The sequence below is a fragment of the Pectobacterium atrosepticum genome, from assembly GCA_019056595.1.
GTDB classification, from domain to species: domain Bacteria; phylum Pseudomonadota; class Gammaproteobacteria; order Enterobacterales; family Enterobacteriaceae; genus Pectobacterium; species Pectobacterium atrosepticum.
The window spans coordinates 3,930,815-3,948,643 of the sequence record CP036163.1; the positions used below are offsets into that span (position 1 = coordinate 3,930,815).

At 51.9% G+C, this 17,829-nt stretch carries 14 protein-coding genes and 1 pseudogene; 11 read left to right on the top strand and 4 right to left on the bottom strand.

Annotated features, from left to right (window positions below; translation table 11 throughout):
* Positions 1-214: 214 nt before the first annotated feature.
* Positions 215-3,325 carry an autotransporter domain-containing protein gene (locus DCX48_18600; GenBank protein ID QXE16343.1) on the top strand — a complete coding sequence of 1,037 codons (3,111 nt, stop codon included), beginning with the start codon at positions 215-217 and terminating at the stop codon, positions 3,323-3,325.
* A 51-nt stretch (positions 3,326-3,376) separates the two neighbouring features.
* Here DCX48_18600 and DCX48_18605 read toward each other — a convergent pair whose 3' ends face one another.
* Positions 3,377-4,438 (bottom strand): NADP(H)-dependent aldo-keto reductase, encoded by a 1,062-nt coding sequence (locus tag DCX48_18605; GenBank protein QXE16344.1) that lies wholly within the window; start codon positions 4,436-4,438, stop codon positions 3,377-3,379.
* Between the two features lie 13 nt (positions 4,439-4,451).
* On the opposite strand from DCX48_18605, the pseudogene DCX48_18610 reads away from it, so the two are divergent.
* Positions 4,452-4,722, top strand: a pseudogene (locus DCX48_18610) (hypothetical protein).
* On the opposite strand, the gene DCX48_18615 reads toward DCX48_18610, so the two are convergent.
* From DCX48_18615 to mutH, 3 genes are all read right to left on the bottom strand, one after another.
* On the bottom strand, positions 4,645-4,851 hold the full coding sequence (locus DCX48_18615; protein ID QXE17304.1) for a YgdI/YgdR family lipoprotein: 207 nt from the start codon (positions 4,849-4,851) through the stop codon (positions 4,645-4,647). The pseudogene DCX48_18610 and the gene DCX48_18615 sit on opposite strands and share 78 nt — an antisense overlap.
* 173 nt (positions 4,852-5,024) lie before the next feature.
* Positions 5,025-5,741 carry a TerC family protein gene (locus tag DCX48_18620; protein ID QXE16345.1) on the bottom strand — a complete coding sequence of 239 codons (717 nt, stop codon included), beginning with the start codon at positions 5,739-5,741 and terminating at the stop codon, positions 5,025-5,027.
* Positions 5,742-6,012: 271 nt separating this feature from the next.
* The gene (gene mutH, locus DCX48_18625; protein ID QXE16346.1) at positions 6,013-6,708 is read right to left on the bottom strand and encodes a DNA mismatch repair endonuclease MutH; all 696 of its coding nucleotides are present in this window, start codon (positions 6,706-6,708) and stop codon (positions 6,013-6,015) included.
* Positions 6,709-7,404: 696 nt separating this feature from the next.
* On the opposite strand from mutH, the gene DCX48_18630 reads away from it, so the two are divergent.
* From DCX48_18630 to DCX48_18670, 9 genes are all read left to right on the top strand, one after another.
* The gene (locus tag DCX48_18630) at positions 7,405-7,938 is read left to right on the top strand and encodes an RNA pyrophosphohydrolase (GenBank protein QXE16347.1); all 534 of its coding nucleotides are present in this window, start codon (positions 7,405-7,407) and stop codon (positions 7,936-7,938) included.
* Between the two features lie 12 nt (positions 7,939-7,950).
* Positions 7,951-10,197 carry a phosphoenolpyruvate--protein phosphotransferase gene (gene ptsP / locus DCX48_18635; protein ID QXE16348.1) on the top strand — a complete coding sequence of 749 codons (2,247 nt, stop codon included), beginning with the start codon at positions 7,951-7,953 and terminating at the stop codon, positions 10,195-10,197.
* 206 nt (positions 10,198-10,403) lie between these two features.
* Positions 10,404-11,270: a prolipoprotein diacylglyceryl transferase gene (locus DCX48_18640; protein QXE17305.1), complete on the top strand. Its 867-nt coding sequence runs from the start codon at positions 10,404-10,406 to the stop codon at positions 11,268-11,270.
* A 36-nt stretch (positions 11,271-11,306) separates the two neighbouring features.
* Positions 11,307-12,101: a thymidylate synthase gene (locus tag DCX48_18645; protein QXE16349.1), complete on the top strand. Its 795-nt coding sequence runs from the start codon at positions 11,307-11,309 to the stop codon at positions 12,099-12,101.
* Positions 12,102-12,274: 173 nt separating this feature from the next.
* A complete protein-coding gene (locus DCX48_18650) occupies positions 12,275-12,778 on the top strand; it encodes a prepilin peptidase-dependent protein (GenBank protein QXE16350.1) in 504 nt (167 codons plus the stop codon).
* Between the two features lie 38 nt (positions 12,779-12,816).
* The gene (locus DCX48_18655; protein ID QXE17306.1) at positions 12,817-13,428 is read left to right on the top strand and encodes a prepilin peptidase-dependent protein; all 612 of its coding nucleotides are present in this window, start codon (positions 12,817-12,819) and stop codon (positions 13,426-13,428) included.
* A gap of 35 nt (positions 13,429-13,463) precedes the next feature.
* Positions 13,464-13,892 carry a DUF2509 family protein gene (locus DCX48_18660; protein QXE16351.1) on the top strand — a complete coding sequence of 143 codons (429 nt, stop codon included), beginning with the start codon at positions 13,464-13,466 and terminating at the stop codon, positions 13,890-13,892.
* Complete coding sequence (locus DCX48_18665; GenBank protein ID QXE17307.1) at positions 13,867-14,277, top strand: prepilin-type N-terminal cleavage/methylation domain-containing protein; 411 nt, start codon at positions 13,867-13,869, stop codon at positions 14,275-14,277. Before DCX48_18660 ends, DCX48_18665 begins: the two co-directional genes overlap by 26 nt.
* Positions 14,278-14,356: 79 nt before the next feature.
* Positions 14,357-17,755, top strand: a complete 3,399-nt coding sequence (locus DCX48_18670; protein QXE16352.1) for an exodeoxyribonuclease V subunit gamma — start codon at positions 14,357-14,359, stop codon at positions 17,753-17,755.
* Positions 17,756-17,829 lie beyond the last annotated feature (74 nt).

The window sequence follows — 17,829 nt, forward strand, 5'->3', positions numbered from 1 at the left end:
TAGCTTAATGAAACGGGCTGATGCCCGTTTTTTGATCGTCCCCTTCCCAATTTTCCGCATTTTTCTTTTCGGCATAACGTTTCATCACCCGCATCTGGATGCCTCATGACATTCATCCATAGAGTATTCATCGATTGTTACTTTCAGGCGTTATGACTATTTGTTTTGATACCGTAGAGTGACCATCACATTTGTGTTTAAAGGGACGTTGCTCATGCTATCGGTGTGGAAAAACAATGTGTTGAAAAAAAAGGAAATGCGTATCACGGGGAAATCGCGTCAGGCTGGCGTAAAATATGGCCGTGATAGCGTTTGCTACCGTGTGCTCACGATGTGGTTATTGCTTGGTTTTCCGATAACGCTGTGGGCCGCAGAGGATTTTCGCACGGCGGAGTATGAACGTAATGGTGCCGCACTGGATTCGATCAACGCGGCAGAAGCTTACGGTCTCGGCTTTTCGGGGAAGGGCGTTGGTGTTGCGGTCATTGATGCTAACGGCGAACTGGGCGGCGATGAATTTACCGGGCGGGTAGATTCGGGCGCGGGGTGGATCTCATCACCGTGGGATGGTGCGTTTCATGGCTACGCGGTTGCGGGTGTCATTGGCGCGGCGAAGAACGATAACGGCATCCATGGCATCGCCTATCAGGCGAACCTGTTGCCGTTAGGAACCACATTTTCATCGCAGACATTGGTGAATGCCCAGCTTAACGTGCTCGACCGTCCAGATATTAAGATCGTCAATAATAGCTGGGGATACAGAATATTTAACGATACGGTGCAGACATTTAGCGTCGATCGTCAGATTGAATTACTGGACGGCATCATCAACAACAACATGGTGATTGGTGCGGAGATGGCAAGGCAAGGGCAGTTAACAGTTTTTGCTGCGGGGAACGAAGGACATCTAACACCGTCGATTATCTCTGGGTTGCCAACGCTACTCGATGCCTATGGCATTGAGAATACGATAGCCAATAACTGGCTCAATGTTGTGGCTTACGATCCTTCTCAACGTCCTTCCAGCGCGGCGTTTATTGCATCATTCAGTAACTTGGGGCTTGGATCGTCGGCTTATACGCTGCTTGCGCCGGGCGTGAATATTGTGTCTACCACGGACGCCAATAATACTGACACATTCAGCGGCACGTCATTTGCGACACCCTACGTTTCGGGTGTCGCTGCGCTGGCTGCTGAAGCCTTTCCGTATCTGAACGGTAAGCAGTTAGCGGATATTCTGCTATCCACTGCCACGCCGCTCTCTGGCGAGAATACCCCGCGAGCGGTGTTGCTCATTCGTAAGAATTACGACGATCGCCAGAACTATCTCAATAGCGAGCTCGATGTTTACGCGACGGGCAATGCCGTTACGTTCAACGATGAGGAAATGACCGCCTTTCTTGCTCGGGTCAGGGAAGATGCTTTCTTCGACAATCTCACGGATGAACAGATCCGCAGCGCGATCCGCGCCCGCGCCAACGCGCAAAATATCAATGTGCTCACGACGGATGATTACCAATCGCTATTTGGTCAGGGGATCGTTAACGCCTATAAAGCGGTGCAGGGACCGGGTGTATTAAACGCGCAGCGGCTAAGTAATAGCGATCTCAGTAGTGGAATATTCAACGGTAACTACGCGATCTACGGGGTTGATACACAAGGGTATTCCAGTACCTGGAGCAATGATATCGCACAGGTGAAAAATACGACCAGTGGAAGCTCCCTGTATCAACTGGATGTCGGCTTACGCAAGCAGGGCGCAGGGGCGCTCTATCTGACGGGGAGTAATACCTATCTCGGGCCGACGATTGTAGAAGGCGGCAGTATCGTGGTGGGTAAGGTTGCGCAGGGGAGTGGCAGTCTGGCGGGGGATGTCTGGGTGCAATCTTCAGCCACGCTGGGCGGACATGGCAAAATTGCAGGCACTGTCACGCTTGAGAACGGTTCAACGCTTTCACCCGGTGCATCCGTTGGCACATTAACGGTCGGTAATGTGGTTTTTCATTCAGGCAGCATTTATCACTATGAGATTGATGCGCAGGGTAATGCTGATGGTCTGAATGTCACTCAGGATGCGGCGCTGGCGGGAACCGTGGTACTGAATGCCTCTTCGCAATCGCTGGGCGATCGTTTTACCCTATTGAATGTCGGCGGTACCCTGAGTGGCAACTTTGATGGATTGATTTCTAACTCAACCCAGCCTTTCCTGCAGGATACGCTGAGCTATGGCAACAAACAGGCTTATCTGGATGTGGTGCGTAATAATCGGGCCTTTAATGATGTTGCTATAAGCCGTAATCAGCGAGCCGTCGCGCAGACGATCGAGAGCCAAAGAGGTGGGGCGGTTTTCTCTGCTATTGCTAATAGCCGAAGTGAGGATACCGCGCGAGCGGCGTTCGATAACCTCGGCGGTGAGATCTATGCCGCCTCGCGCGCCGCATTGCTCCAGCGTAGCCGCTATGTGCGAGACGAGATCAACGGCGCACTGCACGATGAAAATGCACAATCGCTGTGGCTGAGTACGTGGGCTAACAATGGTCAATTCGATGAAACTGCCGAATCCTCACGCGTAAATCACAACGGCTATGGCTTCTTAATCGGTAACGGCAGCCCAATTGGCGAAAGCAGTACGCTTGGTGTTGTCGTCGGCGCAGAGAAAAGCAAGATCAAAACCGATGCGCGTGCCGCCAGTACCGATGTGACCGCCTATCACGCAGGCAGTTATTGGGGAACGACCTATAGCGGAATAGCATGGCGATCCGGTCTGGTCTACAGCTATCTGGATATGGACACTGAACGCGATATTCAGGTGCCTGGGCTCATCAGCCGCACTCAGGCGGATTATCATGCGCACCTTGTTCAGGGATTCGCGGAGGGAAGCCATCGATTCGCGTTTAATGACAGCCTGAGCGTTGAACCTTATGGCAATCTCTCGTATGCCTGGCTCGATCTTGCGGGTGGGCAGGAACACGGAAGCGCTGCTGCACTGCGCTGGGAACGTCAGGGTAGTGGTGCGGGATATTCAATGCTGGGTTTACGCAGTGAGGCGCGCTGGTCTTCTCATTCGCCTGTCAGGCTCTATGCCGATGCCGGCTATCAGCGACGTTTGACGCCGGAGCGTACCCAAACGCGACTGAGTTTTACGCAGGGTGGCGAGGCTTATACGATTCGTTCTGCGACTGACGATCGCGATGCGCTGCTATTACGGACGGGCATCATATTGGCGATGAAGCCGAATGCGACGCTGGTGTTGGGTTACCAAGGCGTAGTGAGCGATAAAATGAGTGAAAACAGCGCCAAAATGCAGTTTGGACTCACATTTTGACGTAAGTCGGTAATCCCACACGGCGGATGAAAGGCCGTGTGGGATTATGTATTACGGTGCTGGGAACGTGAAACGGCGGTGGATGGCTTCCAGTTCATCAAGAATCTCGCCGTCCAGCATCAGGTTCTGGCTGTCGAGGTTGATTTGCAACTGCTCCAATGTGGTTGCACCCAGCAGCGTGCTGGCGACGAACGGCTGCTGACGTACAAACGCTAATGCCATCTGTGCCGGATTCAGACCGTGCTTTTGTGCCAGCGCGACATACTCGGCAACGGCTGCCTGAGCCTGCGGGCCAGTATAGCGGGTGAAGCGGCTAAATAGCGTGTTGCGGGCATCAGCGGGTTTCGCGCCATTGAGGTATTTACCCGTCAGCGTACCGAACGCCAGTGATGAATAGGCGAGCAGTTCCACGCCTTCATGTTGGCTGATTTCCGCTAAGCCGACTTCAAAACTGCGGTTCAGCAGGCTGTAGGGGTTTTGAATCGAGACGATATGTGGCAGATCGTGTTTTTCCGCCAGATGCAGATAGCGCATCACGCCCCACGGGGTTTCGTTAGAGACGCCGACGTAGCGAATTTTACCGGCACGCACCTGTTCATTCAGTGCTTCTAACGTTTCTAGCAGCGTCACTACCGATTTGTCGTCGGTATATTGCGGTTTGTCATCAGTATATTGATAGTTCAGCTTGCCAAAGCAGTTGGTCTGGCGCTGTGGCCAATGCAACTGATAGAGATCGATATAGTCAGTGTTCAGGCGTTGCAGGCTGGCATCCAGTGCTGCGCGGATGTTTTTCCTGTCCAGTGCCTGTTGAGGGCGGATGCTGTGATCGCTTCCGCGCACAGGGCCGGAGACTTTACTCGCCACAATCAATTTTTCGCGTCCGCCACGGGATTTCAGCCAGGAACCTATATAGCTTTCGGTTAACCCCTGTGTTTCTGGGCGAGGAGGAACGGCGTACATTTCTGCTGTGTCAATCAGGTTAACACCTGCGGCAATGGCGTGATCTAACTGGGCATGGGCGTCTGCTTCGCTGTTTTGTTCGCCAAAGGTCATCGTACCAAGACCCAGCACGCTCACTTCTAAAGAACTATGGGGAATACGGTGATATTGCATTGCCAGCTTCCTTATGTCTGAAAATAGCAGGCGTATTTCCCGTCATCTCCGCATGATTTGCTGCGATTCCAATGAGTTTGGGAAGACACACCTGAATTCGACTATAACGAAGCCGTGACGAGTGGGGAAGTCTCTTCTGTTACCCCTCTGCAGGATTTTGCCGAGGAGTGTCGCCCGATGAGAGAAATATCGGGCTAAAGTTGAGGTTAGCGCTGCACGATCTGAGAGACTTGGTCGCTGTTGATTTGTTTCTGATTACCTTGCTCATCGGTATAGCTAAGTAACCCAGTATCTTTATCTAACATGGGCTTCCCCTGTGTCAGGAGCATTTGCCCCTCTTTTGTCGCCATCACATAGTTACTGGAACAGCCCACAAGGGTGAATAATAACGCCAGTGTTACCGCCATTTTCATCATATTAACCTGTTAATAAATGCAAAATCTAAAGTGAGTCTAGCAAATGGTCGCGGGGGATAACGTAGGAATAATGGAAAAAATGCGTATAGAGGGAATTAATTTTGTGTAATCAGGCGGCAGGTTGCCGCCTGATGATGACGTCTTTATCGCGAAAGCGCGTTATGCCGCGATCAGTGCGCTGTTTTATCTTTCTTACTGCGTAACAGGTTCAGTGCCTCGACGGACATCGAGAAGAACATGGCGAAGTAGATATAGCCTTTCGGTACGTGAACGTCGAAGCTTTCCAAAATCAGAGTGAACCCGACAAGGATCAGGAATGACAAGGCCAGCATTTTGACGGACGGATGGCGTTCGACAAACTCGCCGATAGGGCGTGCGGAGAACATCATCACGAGAACGGCGATAATCACAGCGGCCATCATAATAAACAAATGGTCAGACAGGCCGACTGCGGTAATCACCGAATCCAGGCTGAAGATAATATCTAACATCATGATCTGCACGATCGCGCCGAAGAAAGAGTACGTCTTGGAGGTATGATCTTCTGAACCGCCTTCGACAGTTTCATGAATTTCCATGCTGGACTTCCAGATAAGGAAGAGCCCTCCGAAGAACAGAATCAGATCGCGAGTGGAAATTTCATTGCCTACCACGGTAAACAGCGGGTCGGTCAGACGCATTACCCAGGCGATAGACGCGAGCAGCCCCAAACGCATGAACATCGCACCCATCAGACCGATGCGGCGAGCTTTGTTTTGTTGGGCTTTAGGTAGTTTGGCGACAACCAGAGACAGGAAAATAATGTTATCGATCCCAAGAACGATTTCCAGAATAGTCAGCGTTCCCAATGCTAACCATGCGTTCGGATCAACAATCCAATCAAACATTGTATCAATACACCTTAAACGAAACGTAAACGACATTATACTCTGCCAGTTCGGTGCGTAGGCAAGCGAAAGTGTCGCTCCCCTTCATCTTTCGTTTTACGACCGTATACTGGCGCCCCTTTTTGCTCCAGGTCGGCGTCAGACTTTTCTCTGGTAGCATTCTATTGCCGCAAAACTGCGACGTATCAGACCAGTGTATGATGAAGCACTGTACGGATGAAGTAGGGTGCTAATAGAACATAGCGCTAATGAAACATGATGATAATGACATTCAGTTGCTGAGCTGCATAAAGTGGCGGGCCAGTAGCGGAGCGGTAAAGGTTTTTTTCAGGTAGAACCCTCGTGGTAAGGTCAAAATAGGTTGACCAAACTCGCCAATGGCCTCTGTTAATGCTCGACTGTTTGCCGCTTTGGGGCGTAATTGCAGTACTTCGCCATGACGGGCGGTGATGCTTTCTACTCGGCCAAGCACAATCAGGTCCATCAACTCTTCCCAGTCACAGCGTAGCTGTTCCTCTTCTTCGTCATTGGGGCTCCAGATCAGCGGCGTGCCAATACGGCGTTCTCCCAGCGGAATGTGACGCGAACCTTCCACCGGAATCCACAGTACCCGTGCGAGCTTGTGCCGTACGTGGCTGCTTTCCCACGTTACACCACTGTTGCCTGTTAACGGTGCGACGCAGACGAAGGTGGTTTCAAGCGGTTTACCCTGTTCATCAATAGGGATGGTTTTTAGCTCGACACCAATTTCAGGGAAATCCTGCTCGGGTTTGCTGCCTGCGCTCGCACCTAGAAAACGTTCCAGCAAGATGCCAATCCAGCCTTTATCGCGTTTCAGGTTAGCGGGAAGAGGCAGGAGAGCGATGTCCGCTAATTCCGCAAGATTATAGCCTGCGAGGGACTGTGCTCGTTGCAGCAAGGCTTGTTCATTTTGCGGTGCGATCGTGTGGATCGAGGGTGAATTCATAGGGTATCGCCTGATATTTTTCCGCTCAAAAAAAATACAGTAAATGGAAAATACAAATACATAGCCTGCAAGGTTGTGGAGAGAAACAATAATAGCATGATTCGTAGCGTTTTTTTTCAGTGTGACGGCGATCACTGAACGCAGTTTTGCAAACTGTGCACGTATAGCCACCGACAATGAACAGGATCTTACACTAGGTTATCCACAGATTTCTTGGATAACCCACATAAACATGAATTACTGGTTCCATTTACAGCCTTGACTCCCAGCCTTTTTGCTGTGTTTGCCTATTTATTGCCTGAGTTTGAGACATTACCTGTGGATAAAATCGGCATAGTGCGATCTTTCGCCAATCTTGCATTGTATGCCATTTGAACAAAAAATAAGGGTTAGCTATTTCAATTAAAATGGTTTGTAACATCATGAATAAAGATAACTATTTTTTAATTGTTGGTGTTTTTTTTTCTTTGTGAAAAATGAGTTTTACTCACTTCTTCATGGGTTCTGCACAAAGATGTCCACAGAAAAAGTGAATAAACTGCGAGTTCTGGTCTTCACATGTTTATAACTTTGATCTTATCTGTGGGTTATCTTACTTTTATTAGTGTCACATGCTTTCTAAGCAGTGGTTTACCGCCTGACGGGAGTGTGAAACAATCGGGCTATCTTTGCATTGATGTTTATTGAGGTAGTCCGGTGATCGATGATGATGGCTACCGCCCAAACGTTGGTATTGTAATTTGTAATCGGCAGGGGCAGGTGATGTGGGCCCGGCGCTATGGTCAGCACTCATGGCAATTTCCGCAGGGGGGAATTAACCCCGGTGAAAGTCCCGAGCAAGCGATGTACCGCGAACTGTTTGAAGAAGTCGGGTTAAGAAAAAAGGATGTGCGTGTGTTGGCATCTACCCGTAACTGGTTACGCTATAAATTACCAAAGCGTTTGGTGCGTTGGGATACAAAACCGGTCTGTATCGGCCAAAAGCAGAAATGGTTTTTGCTACAGTTGATGTGTAATGAGTCGGATATCAATATGCAGAGCAGCGGCACGCCGGAATTTGATGGCTGGCGCTGGGTGAGTTACTGGTATCCGGTACGTCAGGTCGTCTCTTTTAAGCGAGATGTTTATCGTCGCGTGATGAAGGAATTTATCAGCCCGGTGATCCTGCTTCAGGAGAGTGTTGCGGCTCGGGTGGCGACGCCACCCAGTCCTCGGCGAAAAAGAGGGTAATTCAGACACATTATGCTCACGCGCTTGCGAGAAATTGTCGAAAATGTTGCGGCAACGGCCCGCCTTAGTGATGCGCTGGACATTCTGGTCAATGAGACCTGTCAGGCTATGGACACGGAAGTCTGTTCCATTTATCTGGCCGATCACGATCGTCAATGCTATTACCTGATGGCGACGCGCGGGTTGAAAAAGCCGCGCGGGCGCACGGTTACGCTGGCGTTTGGGCAAGGCATTGTCGGGCTGGTTGGGCAACGTGCTGAGCCCATCAATCTGGCCGACGCTCGTACGCACCCCAGCTTCAAATATATCCCCGCGGTCAAAGAGCAACATTTTCGTTCTTTTCTCGGTGTTCCCATTATTTACCGTCGCCACCTGCTGGGTGTGCTGGTGGTTCAACAGCGTGAACATCGTCAGTTTGATAAAAACGAAGAGTCGTTCATGGTGACGCTGGCTACGCAGATGGCCGCTATTCTTTCCCTTTCGCAGATAAAAACGCTCTTTGGCCAATACCGCCAGACGCGCGTTAAAGCGCTAGTCGCAGCACCCGGTGTGGCGATTGCCCCTGGCTGGCAGGATTGTACCCAACCTTCTCTGGAACAGGTTTTCCCCGCATCCAGTTTGGATAGTGAGCGCGAGCGTTCCCGTTTAACGCAGGCGTTAGAAGAGGCGACGGCGGAATTCCGTCGCTTCAGCAAGCGGTTTAGCGCCAGCGCGCAGAAAGAAAGCGCGGCGATTTTCGATTTGTATTCGCACTTGCTGAATGATGCGCGCCTCAAACGTGAACTGTTTCAGGAAGTAGATGCGGGCAACGCCGCCGAGTGGGCTGTAAAGCTGGTTATCGAGCGTTTTGCGGCGCAGTTCACCAATTTGCAGGACACCTATTTACGCGAGCGCGCAGGCGATCTGCGTGCGTTAGGGCAACGCCTGCTCTTTCATCTCGACGATAACGCGCAAATCATGGGGCAATGGCCTGAACGCTTTATTCTCGTTGCGGATGAATTAACGGCTACGCTGCTCGCGGAACTGCCGCCGGAGCGGTTGGCGGGCGTCGTTGTCTATGACGGTGCTGCCAATTCACATGCGGCGATTCTGGTTCGTGCCATGGGCATTCCTACGCTGGTTGGCGCGGACATTCAGCCTGAGCTGCTGCATCAGCGACAGTTGATCATTGACGGCTATCGCGGTGAGTTGCTGGTCGATCCTGAACCGGTGCTGGTGCAGGAATACCAGCGTCTGCTGACGGAAGAAAACGAGCTAACTCGTCTGGCCGAAGGCGAGATGGAGCAGCCTGCCGTGCTGAAAAGCGGTGAGCGCATTCAGGTCATGTTGAATGCGGGATTAAGCGCCGATCATGAAAAACGCTTTATCAATCAGGTTGATGGTGTTGGACTGTACCGCACGGAAATCCCTTTTATGTTGCAAAGCGGGTTTCCGTCCGAAGATGAGCAGATGGCACAATACCAAAGCATGTTGGATCTTTATCCTACGCGCCCCGTGATGCTGCGTACGCTGGATATTGGTGCGGACAAGCCGCTGCCTTATCTGCCTATCAGCGAGGAGAATCCTTGCCTTGGCTGGCGTGGCATTCGTATTACCCTCGATCAGCCTGAAATTTTTCTGATTCAGGTGCGCGCCATGCTGCGTGCTAACGCGCATATCGGTAATCTCAATATTCTGTTGCCAATGATCAGCAGCCTGGATGAAATCAGTGAAGCGCGTCGCCTGATCGATCAGGCCGCAGGCGAGGTAGAAGAATTACTGGGCTTCCCGCAGCCCAAGCCGCGGATTGGGATCATGATCGAAGTGCCATCGATGCTGTTTCTGCTCCCTCAACTGGCTTCCCGCATCGATTTTGTTTCGGTTGGCACCAACGATCTGACGCAGTATCTGCTGGCGGTAGATCGTAACAACGCTCACGTAGCATCGCTTTATGACAGCCTTCATCCTTCGATGTTACAAGCGCTGAATATGATTGCTGTCGAGTGTGAACGACATAACATTCCGCTTTCCGTGTGCGGTGAAATGGCCGGGGAAGCGCTTGGCGCACTGCTGTTGACCGGACTGGGTTATCGCTCTCTCAGCATGAACGGGCGCAGCGTTGCGCGAATTAAATATTTGCTGCGCCAAATTACGCTGGCTGAGTCGCAGGCATTGGTGAAGCAATTACTGAGCGCACAGAGTGCGACGGAAGTTCGACAGTGGGCGGCGATTTTCATGGAAGAGCATGGACTGGGCGGCTTGATTCGCGGCGGGCGCTAATGCGTAACGCAGCCAACGCACAGGCAACTTGAAGCATAACGAGTATAAATGTTTTACAGAACTTTTCCCCACAGCGAGCAATGAGCACGGGCGCGTATGCTATGATTCGCCACCGCGGTTTGCAGGAATGGATTCATTCTCCTGCCTTTTGCCTATCAATGACGATCCCGAAAGCAGGGATAACACAATAAAATATGTGGTGAATGATGACGACAAGCTATCTGGCGTTTCCTCAGTTTGATCCAGTGATTTTCTCAATTGGCCCGTTGGCGCTGCACTGGTATGGGCTGATGTATCTGGTGGGTTTTGTATTTGCCATGTGGTTGGCGGTGCGTCGGGCGAATAAACCGGGTAGCGGTTGGACCAAGGATGAAGTCGAAAACCTGCTGTATATGGGGTTCCTTGGGGTCTTCGTCGGCGGGCGTCTGGGCTATGTCCTGTTTTATGCCTTCCCGTCATTTCTTGAAAATCCGCTCTATCTTTTCAAAGTCTGGGATGGCGGTATGTCGTTCCACGGCGGTTTAATGGGCGTTATCTGCGTCATGCTGTGGTTTGCTCATCGAACCAAACGCCATTTCTTCCAGGTCGCTGATTTTATTGCGCCTCTGATTCCTTTCGGGCTCGGTGCAGGCCGCTTGGGCAACTTTATCAACGGCGAACTGTGGGGACGTGTCACGACAGATACCCCGTGGGCCATGCTGTTTCCTGGCTCGCGCAGCGAAGATATGATGCTGGCTGTCAGCAATCCGCAATGGCAGACGATTTTCAATCAGTTCGGTATGCTGCCGCGTCATCCTTCCCAGCTGTATCAAATGATGCTGGAAGGTGTGGCTCTGTTTATCATTCTGAACCTCTTTATTCGTAAGTCTCGGCCGATGGGCAGTGTGTCGGGACTTTTCCTTATCTGCTACGGTATGTTCAGGATTATTACCGAATTCTTCCGCCAGCCGGATGCGCAGTTAGGGCTGTTCGGTGGCCTGTTCAGCATGGGACAAATCCTGTCGTTGCCAATGGTGCTCGCCGGTATTCTGATGATGGTCTGGGCCTATCGCCGCCAGCCTGCACAGCAATAATCCGCCGTCCTTCTTTAATATTTGTGGTGAGGTAGTATGAAACAGTATCTGGATCTGATGAAAAAAGTGCTTGAAGAAGGCACGCCGAAGGCCGACCGTACCGGTACGGGCACGCGTTCCATTTTCGGCCATCAGATGCGTTTCAACTTGCAGGACGGGTTTCCGCTGGTTACCACCAAAAAATGCCACCTGCGTTCGATTATCCATGAACTACTTTGGTTTCTGAACGGCGATACCAATGTTGCTTATCTGAATGAAAACAAAGTCAGTATTTGGGACGAATGGGCAGATGAGAACGGTGATTTGGGGCCAGTTTACGGTAAACAGTGGCGTTCGTGGGGAGCCGCAGACGGTCGTCAGATCGACCAGTTGAAGAATGTCCTGACCCAGTTGAGACAGGATCCAGATTCTCGCCGTATTATCGTGTCCGCCTGGAACGTGGGCGAGTTGGACAAAATGGCGCTGGCACCGTGCCACGCGTTTTTCCAGTTCTACGTGGCAGATGGCAAACTCTCTTGCCAGCTTTATCAGCGCTCGTGCGATATCTTCCTCGGCCTGCCGTTCAACATCGCCAGCTATGCGCTTCTGGTGCATATGGTGGCGCAGCAGTGCGATCTGGACGTCGGTGATTTCGTCTGGACAGGTGGTGACACGCATCTGTACAACAACCATATGGAACAGACGCACTTACAGTTGAGCCGTGAACCGCGCGCATTGCCTAAGCTGGTGATTAAACGCCGCCCAGATACGCTGTTCGACTATCGTTTCGAAGATTTTGAAATCGAGGGATACGATCCGCATCCTGCCATCAAAGCACCGGTGGCAATCTAAAGCCTTTCATCGTTTCTCTGGGCCGCGTAATGCGGCCCTTTTTGTTTCCTCGCTTTCCCACCTCCCCGCACGTTTTTCCTGTTGTTACATCGTTGCAGTAAAACATTGCGAACCGCCGCGTATAGCGCTGTTAACACGCTGTTTTTGCGGATAAGACTCACTATCCTGACGCCATGAAAACAGGGAATCGACAACTCCGAGGATTTACCTTGCTTGAATTATTGGTGGTGCTGACGATTGTGGCACTGATGGCGGGCGGCGGCCTGCATGGCTGGATTCAGTATCAGCAGGCCATCCGTCTGGAACAGAGCGTGCAGCAACTGCTCGACTTTTTGAGTCGGGTTCAGGCCAATGCCTACTGGCATAACGAAACCCGCACAGCGAAGCTGATACCACAGGGGGCGCTGTGGTGTGTGGTTTCTGGTCAGAATGAAAAGCAGGCAGAGGCGGTATGCCGTGAGAACGATGCGGGACAGTTCGTTCGCCGCACACAGGATGTCGTGTTGGTAAAGTCCACAAGCAATGTTTTCACGTTCTTTGGCTTGCGCAACGCCGCACAGGCTGGGCACATCTCGTTATCGAACGCTGCGGGGCAACTGCGTCTGGTTATCTCGGTGAGGGGACGCATTCGTCTGTGCAGCGAGTCGCAAGCTGTTTTGGCGATTCCCTTATGTTGAAACAGAAAGTGTTGAAACAGATCGTGTTGAGACAGAGAGTGTGGAGGCTGAACGTATTGAGACAAGCAGGGTTAGGGTGTGAACAACGCGGCTTCACACTGCCGGAAATCCTGCTGGCGTTGAGTTTAGGTAGCCTGATTATGCTGTCGGCAGCGCAGTTGTACCCTCTGTTGCGCAGCCAAAGTCAGGACAGCGCACAGCTTTTCCGACTGGAACAGCTATTCAGTCAGGTAGCGATGGGAATTGAGAAAGATATCCGTCGGGCGGGGTTTTGTGCGGGAACGTGTCAGGGAAAGGCGATCAGCATGGGGAAGTATCCGGGAGAAGTGGAAAACAGCTGCCTGAATGTCTCTTACGATCTGAACCGGAATGGCGTGTGGGATGGTGGAGAACAGCAGGATGCCGAGTCTTTTGGCTATCGCCTGCGCGGCAGGTCGTTGGAAATTCAGAGTGGGGCGCATAACTGTCAGGGTGACCGGTGGGAGAAGCTGTTCGATCCGCAGGAGGTGGTGCTCACGGTGTTCCGACTACAGCGCCTGTCTGCGCAAAATGAGGTGGCGTTGTATGAACTGCAACTGGCTGGTTATTGGGCCAAACGTCCTGCCGTTCGGCAGCATACCACTCGCATTATTCTCGGTCGCAACCAATGAGGACAGGAAAGCAAGGAGGGAGTGGAACGCTGGCTATGGTGCTGCTTATCGCTATTATCGGCCTGCTGCTAATGTCTGGTTTGCAACGCCAGCTTGATGCCGCCATTCAGATGGGAAACGATGAACGATACTATCTGCGAGCCTTCAATCAGGCATTGTCCTCACTGAACTGGGGAAGCGGGCAGCGCTGGGGCACGATAACGGAAAACTGGCAGTGCCAGCAGCTGTCGACGGAACAGCTAGCGGTATGTTTGCGTGCAGCCTCGGATGGGGATCAAGGAATACTACGCGGCGAAGGGACGCTCCCCGCTTCTGTGCGAGCGTTGAGGCTGTATCAGCGAGTGTCATTTTCGGCACTGTCGGCGGGCCAGATTGCTATTCAACCATTAGGTAATGGCTGGCTAGACTTTTGCCCAGATAAAGATGTCGCACGCTGTGATGCAACGGAGTGGCGCAGTGAATAACAGATTCGTAAGTCGTCAATCTGGTTTCAGCTTACCGGAGACGCTGGTGGCGGCGTTGCTGTTTGCCGTATCGCTGATGGGGCTACTGCAATATCACCAGATCTTACAACAGTCATTTCAGCACCAGTGGCAACAGCGTCAGGCTTGGCGGTTTGCTATGCAACAGCTTGAGGCCTATGAAGCGGGTGTGTCGTATCATTCGTTCAATCTTGATGATGCAACGTCTCCGTCGGGTAAAAACTGGCAGTTTAGCCTGTTAGAACAGCAACAAAGCGGAGAATGCCGTCAGGTAACGGCAAGAGTCATGACGCCACGTCGCTATCAGGCTACACTGAACCGTTGGTTTTGCCTGCCATCACCACCAGTAAGTGATTGGGGTGAGTAAAAGAAGCCAACGCACATGCAGCTTGAAGTATGACGGGTATATGAATGATCAATCGTAAGCAGCGGTAGCAGGAGCCAGAATGTTTAGAATCTATCACTCCAATCAGTTGGATATCTTGAAAAGACTGATGGTTGAGCTGATAAAGCGTCAGCCGCTTGTGGATCCTTTCCAGCAGGAAGTGATTTTGGTACAAAGCCCGGGGATGGCGCAGTGGTTGCAAATTGAACTGGCTACGGACTTTGGCATTGCTGCCAATATTCAATTCCCGCTGCCCGGCGTTTTTTTGTGGAATATGTGTCGCCATGTGCTGCCGGATATTCCAAAAGAAAGCGCCTTCAGCAAGGATGCGATGACGTGGAAACTCATGCATTTGCTACCCGATTTGTTGGCACAGCCTGACTTTTCAGCACTTAACCACTATTTGCAGGATGATGATAACCAGCGCAAGTTGCACCAACTTGCCGGACGCGTGGCGGATCTTTTCGATCAATACCTGATTTATCGCCCTGATTGGATTAAAGCATGGCAAGAGGGGAAACTGGTTGACGATCTCGGTGGTAACCAACTGTGGCAATCGGCGCTGTGGCGCGCGCTGGTGGATTACACGCGTGAACTGGCGCAGCCCGAATGGCACCATGCGATTCTATACCAACGTTTTATTCATGCATTAGAACAGGCAAAAACATGTCCTAAAGGTCTGCCGCCACGCGTTTTTATCTGCGGTATCTCCGCGTTACCTCCGATCTACTTACAGGCGTTGAACGCACTGGCACAGCACATTGATGTGCATCTGTTATTTACCAATCCCTGCCGCCATTACTGGAGTGACATTCAGGATTATAAATTTCTGGCGAAGCTAAAAGCCCGCAACCGCCGTTTACATCGCTTTGGACGCGAGCAGACTGATGAGACTCGCCCGCTATTTCGCGATCTTTCACAGGCAGAAACGCTGTTCAATGACGACGGTAAACAGTCGATTAATAACCCGCTGCTCGCATCGTGGGGCAAGCTGGGGCGCGATAACCTGTATCTGCTGGCCGAATTGGATAACGTTCAGGAAATCGATGCCTTTGTTGAGTCGGATGGCGAAAACTTACTGCAAACTTTGCAGCGCGACATCCTTGAGTTGGAAGATCATGCGATCGTAGCGGTAAGCCACGAGACACAGAACACAAGCGCTCAGAAACGCCGTCTGGAACCCGATGACCGTTCGATTGATTTCCATGCCTGCCATAGTCCGCAGCGTGAGGTTGAAGTGCTTCACGATCGGCTGTTGGCCATGATGGCAGACGATCCTGAGCTGATGCCGCGCGATGTGATCGTGATGATGGCGGACATCGACAGCTATACCCCGTTTATTCAGGCCGTGTTTGGCAACGCTCCGGACAACCGCTATCTGCCTTTTGCCATCTCCGATCAGCGTGCGCGACATGCGCATCCTGCGTTGCAGGCGGTGATCAGTCTGTTAGATTTGCCCACCAGTCGTTTTACGGCGGAGCAGGTTTTAGCGTTGCTTGAAGTCCCTGCGTTGGCTGCCCGTTTCGGTATTCAGGAAGAAGGGCTACGGCGTTTGCGCCTGTGGGTGGTGGAATCGGGCGTGCGCTGGGGATTGGATGACGACAACGTACGCGATCTGATGCTTCCGCCAACGGGGCAGCATACGTGGCGTTTCGGCCTGACGAGGATGCTGCTGGGCTATGCGATGGATAGCCAGGTTGGCGACTGGCAGGGCGTGCTGCCTTATGATGAATCCAGCGGGCTGATTGCGGAGTTGGCTGGTCAACTGGCCGAGCTGCTGATGCAGATTCATCAATGGCGCCAGCGCCTGTCTCAGCCACGTTTGCTGGTCGATTGGTTACCGCTATGCCGAGAACTGATCGAAACCTTCTTTGATGCGGATAGCGAGACCGAAGCGGCGCTGGCGCTAGTTGAAAAACAGTGGCAGCACGTGATTGGCATGGGCACGATGGCGCATTATCCGCAACAGGTGCCGATCTCTCGGTTACGTGATGAACTGTCACGGCGTCTCGATCAAGAGCGACTCAGCCAGCGTTTTCTGGCCGGTGCTATCAACTTTTGTACGCTGATGCCTATGCGTTCCATCCCCTTCAAGGTCGTGTGTTTACTGGGCATGAACGATGGCGTTTACCCTCGGACGCTGCCACCGCTTGGGTTCGATCTGATGGGGCGGAAAATCAAGCGCGGTGACCGTAGCCGACGTGACGATGACCGCTATCTGTTTCTTGAAGCGCTCCTGTCGGCACAGCATAAACTTTATATCAGCTATATAGGGCGCTCGATCCAGGATAATACGCGCCGCTATCCTTCCGTATTGGTCAGCGAACTGACGGAATATATCGCGCAGAGCTATGTCCTGCCGGGCGATGAAGCGCTGGATATCGATAGCAGCGCGGAACGCGTTGTAAAGCACCTCTGCCGTGAGCATAGCCGTATGCCTTTTGATGCGCATAACTTCTTGCCTACACCGCAGCCGTTAAGTTTTGCGGCAGAGTGGCTGGCGGCGGCGAATCGAAAAGGGGAAGCCCAGCCTGATTTTGATCGTGAAGCGCTGTCCGAAAGATCAAGTGATAGCGATGTCAGTTTGGACGATCTGAAGCGTTTTTATCGCCACCCTGTGCGAGCCTTTTTTCAACTGCGGCTTGGTGTGAGTTTTATGCTGCACAGTGACGAACTATTGGATGAAGAGCCCTTTGTCGTCGATAGCCTGAATCGCTATCAATTGAATAGCGAGCTGCTTAATACTTTGATTAATGAAGGCGATACGGAAAAACTGTACCGTCGCGCCAGAGCCGCGGGCGAATTGCCCTACGGCGCGTTTGGCGAAATTTACTGGCAGGAACAGCAGCAGGATATGGCGCAGCTAGCCGCGCGTGTGCGTGATGAACTAACACCGTCGCTGTCGGTGAGCCGGGAAGTTGATATCCTCCTTGACGGTGTGCGCGTTAGCGGCTGGCTGAATCAGGTTCAGCCGGATGGTTTGCTGCGCTGGCGTGCCGGTACGCTTTCCATGAAGGATGGCATTACGCTGTGGCTGGAACATCTGGCCTATTGTGCAACGGGTGGACAGGGAGAAAGTCGGCTGTATGGGCGGGAAGACACCGCATGGCGCTTTGCCGCACTGTCGGAAGCGCAGGCCAGAGAACATCTGAGCGTCATGTTGGATGGATATCGTCAGGGAATGAGTAAGCCGCTGTTACTGCTCAATAAAGCAGGGAGTGCATGGTTGGCTGAATGTTATGATCGTGAAAGTGATAGCCTGCGGTCAGATGAAGAGGCGCAGAATAAGGCGCGTGCCCGCTTGCTGCAAGCCTGGCAGGGCAACATGGGAATGCGAGGGGAAGGTGAAGATTATTACCTGCAACGCATTATTCGTGAGTTGGATGAAAAACGAATGAATGAGGTGATTGAAGCGGCGCAAATCTGGCTACTGCCACCGTTCCGCTCTAATCTGGCTTGATGAATGTGTTTTGAATAATGTCTGTATCGATTTCGAGGTGCGAAAAGATAACGCACTGCAACGTGAAAAGTGAT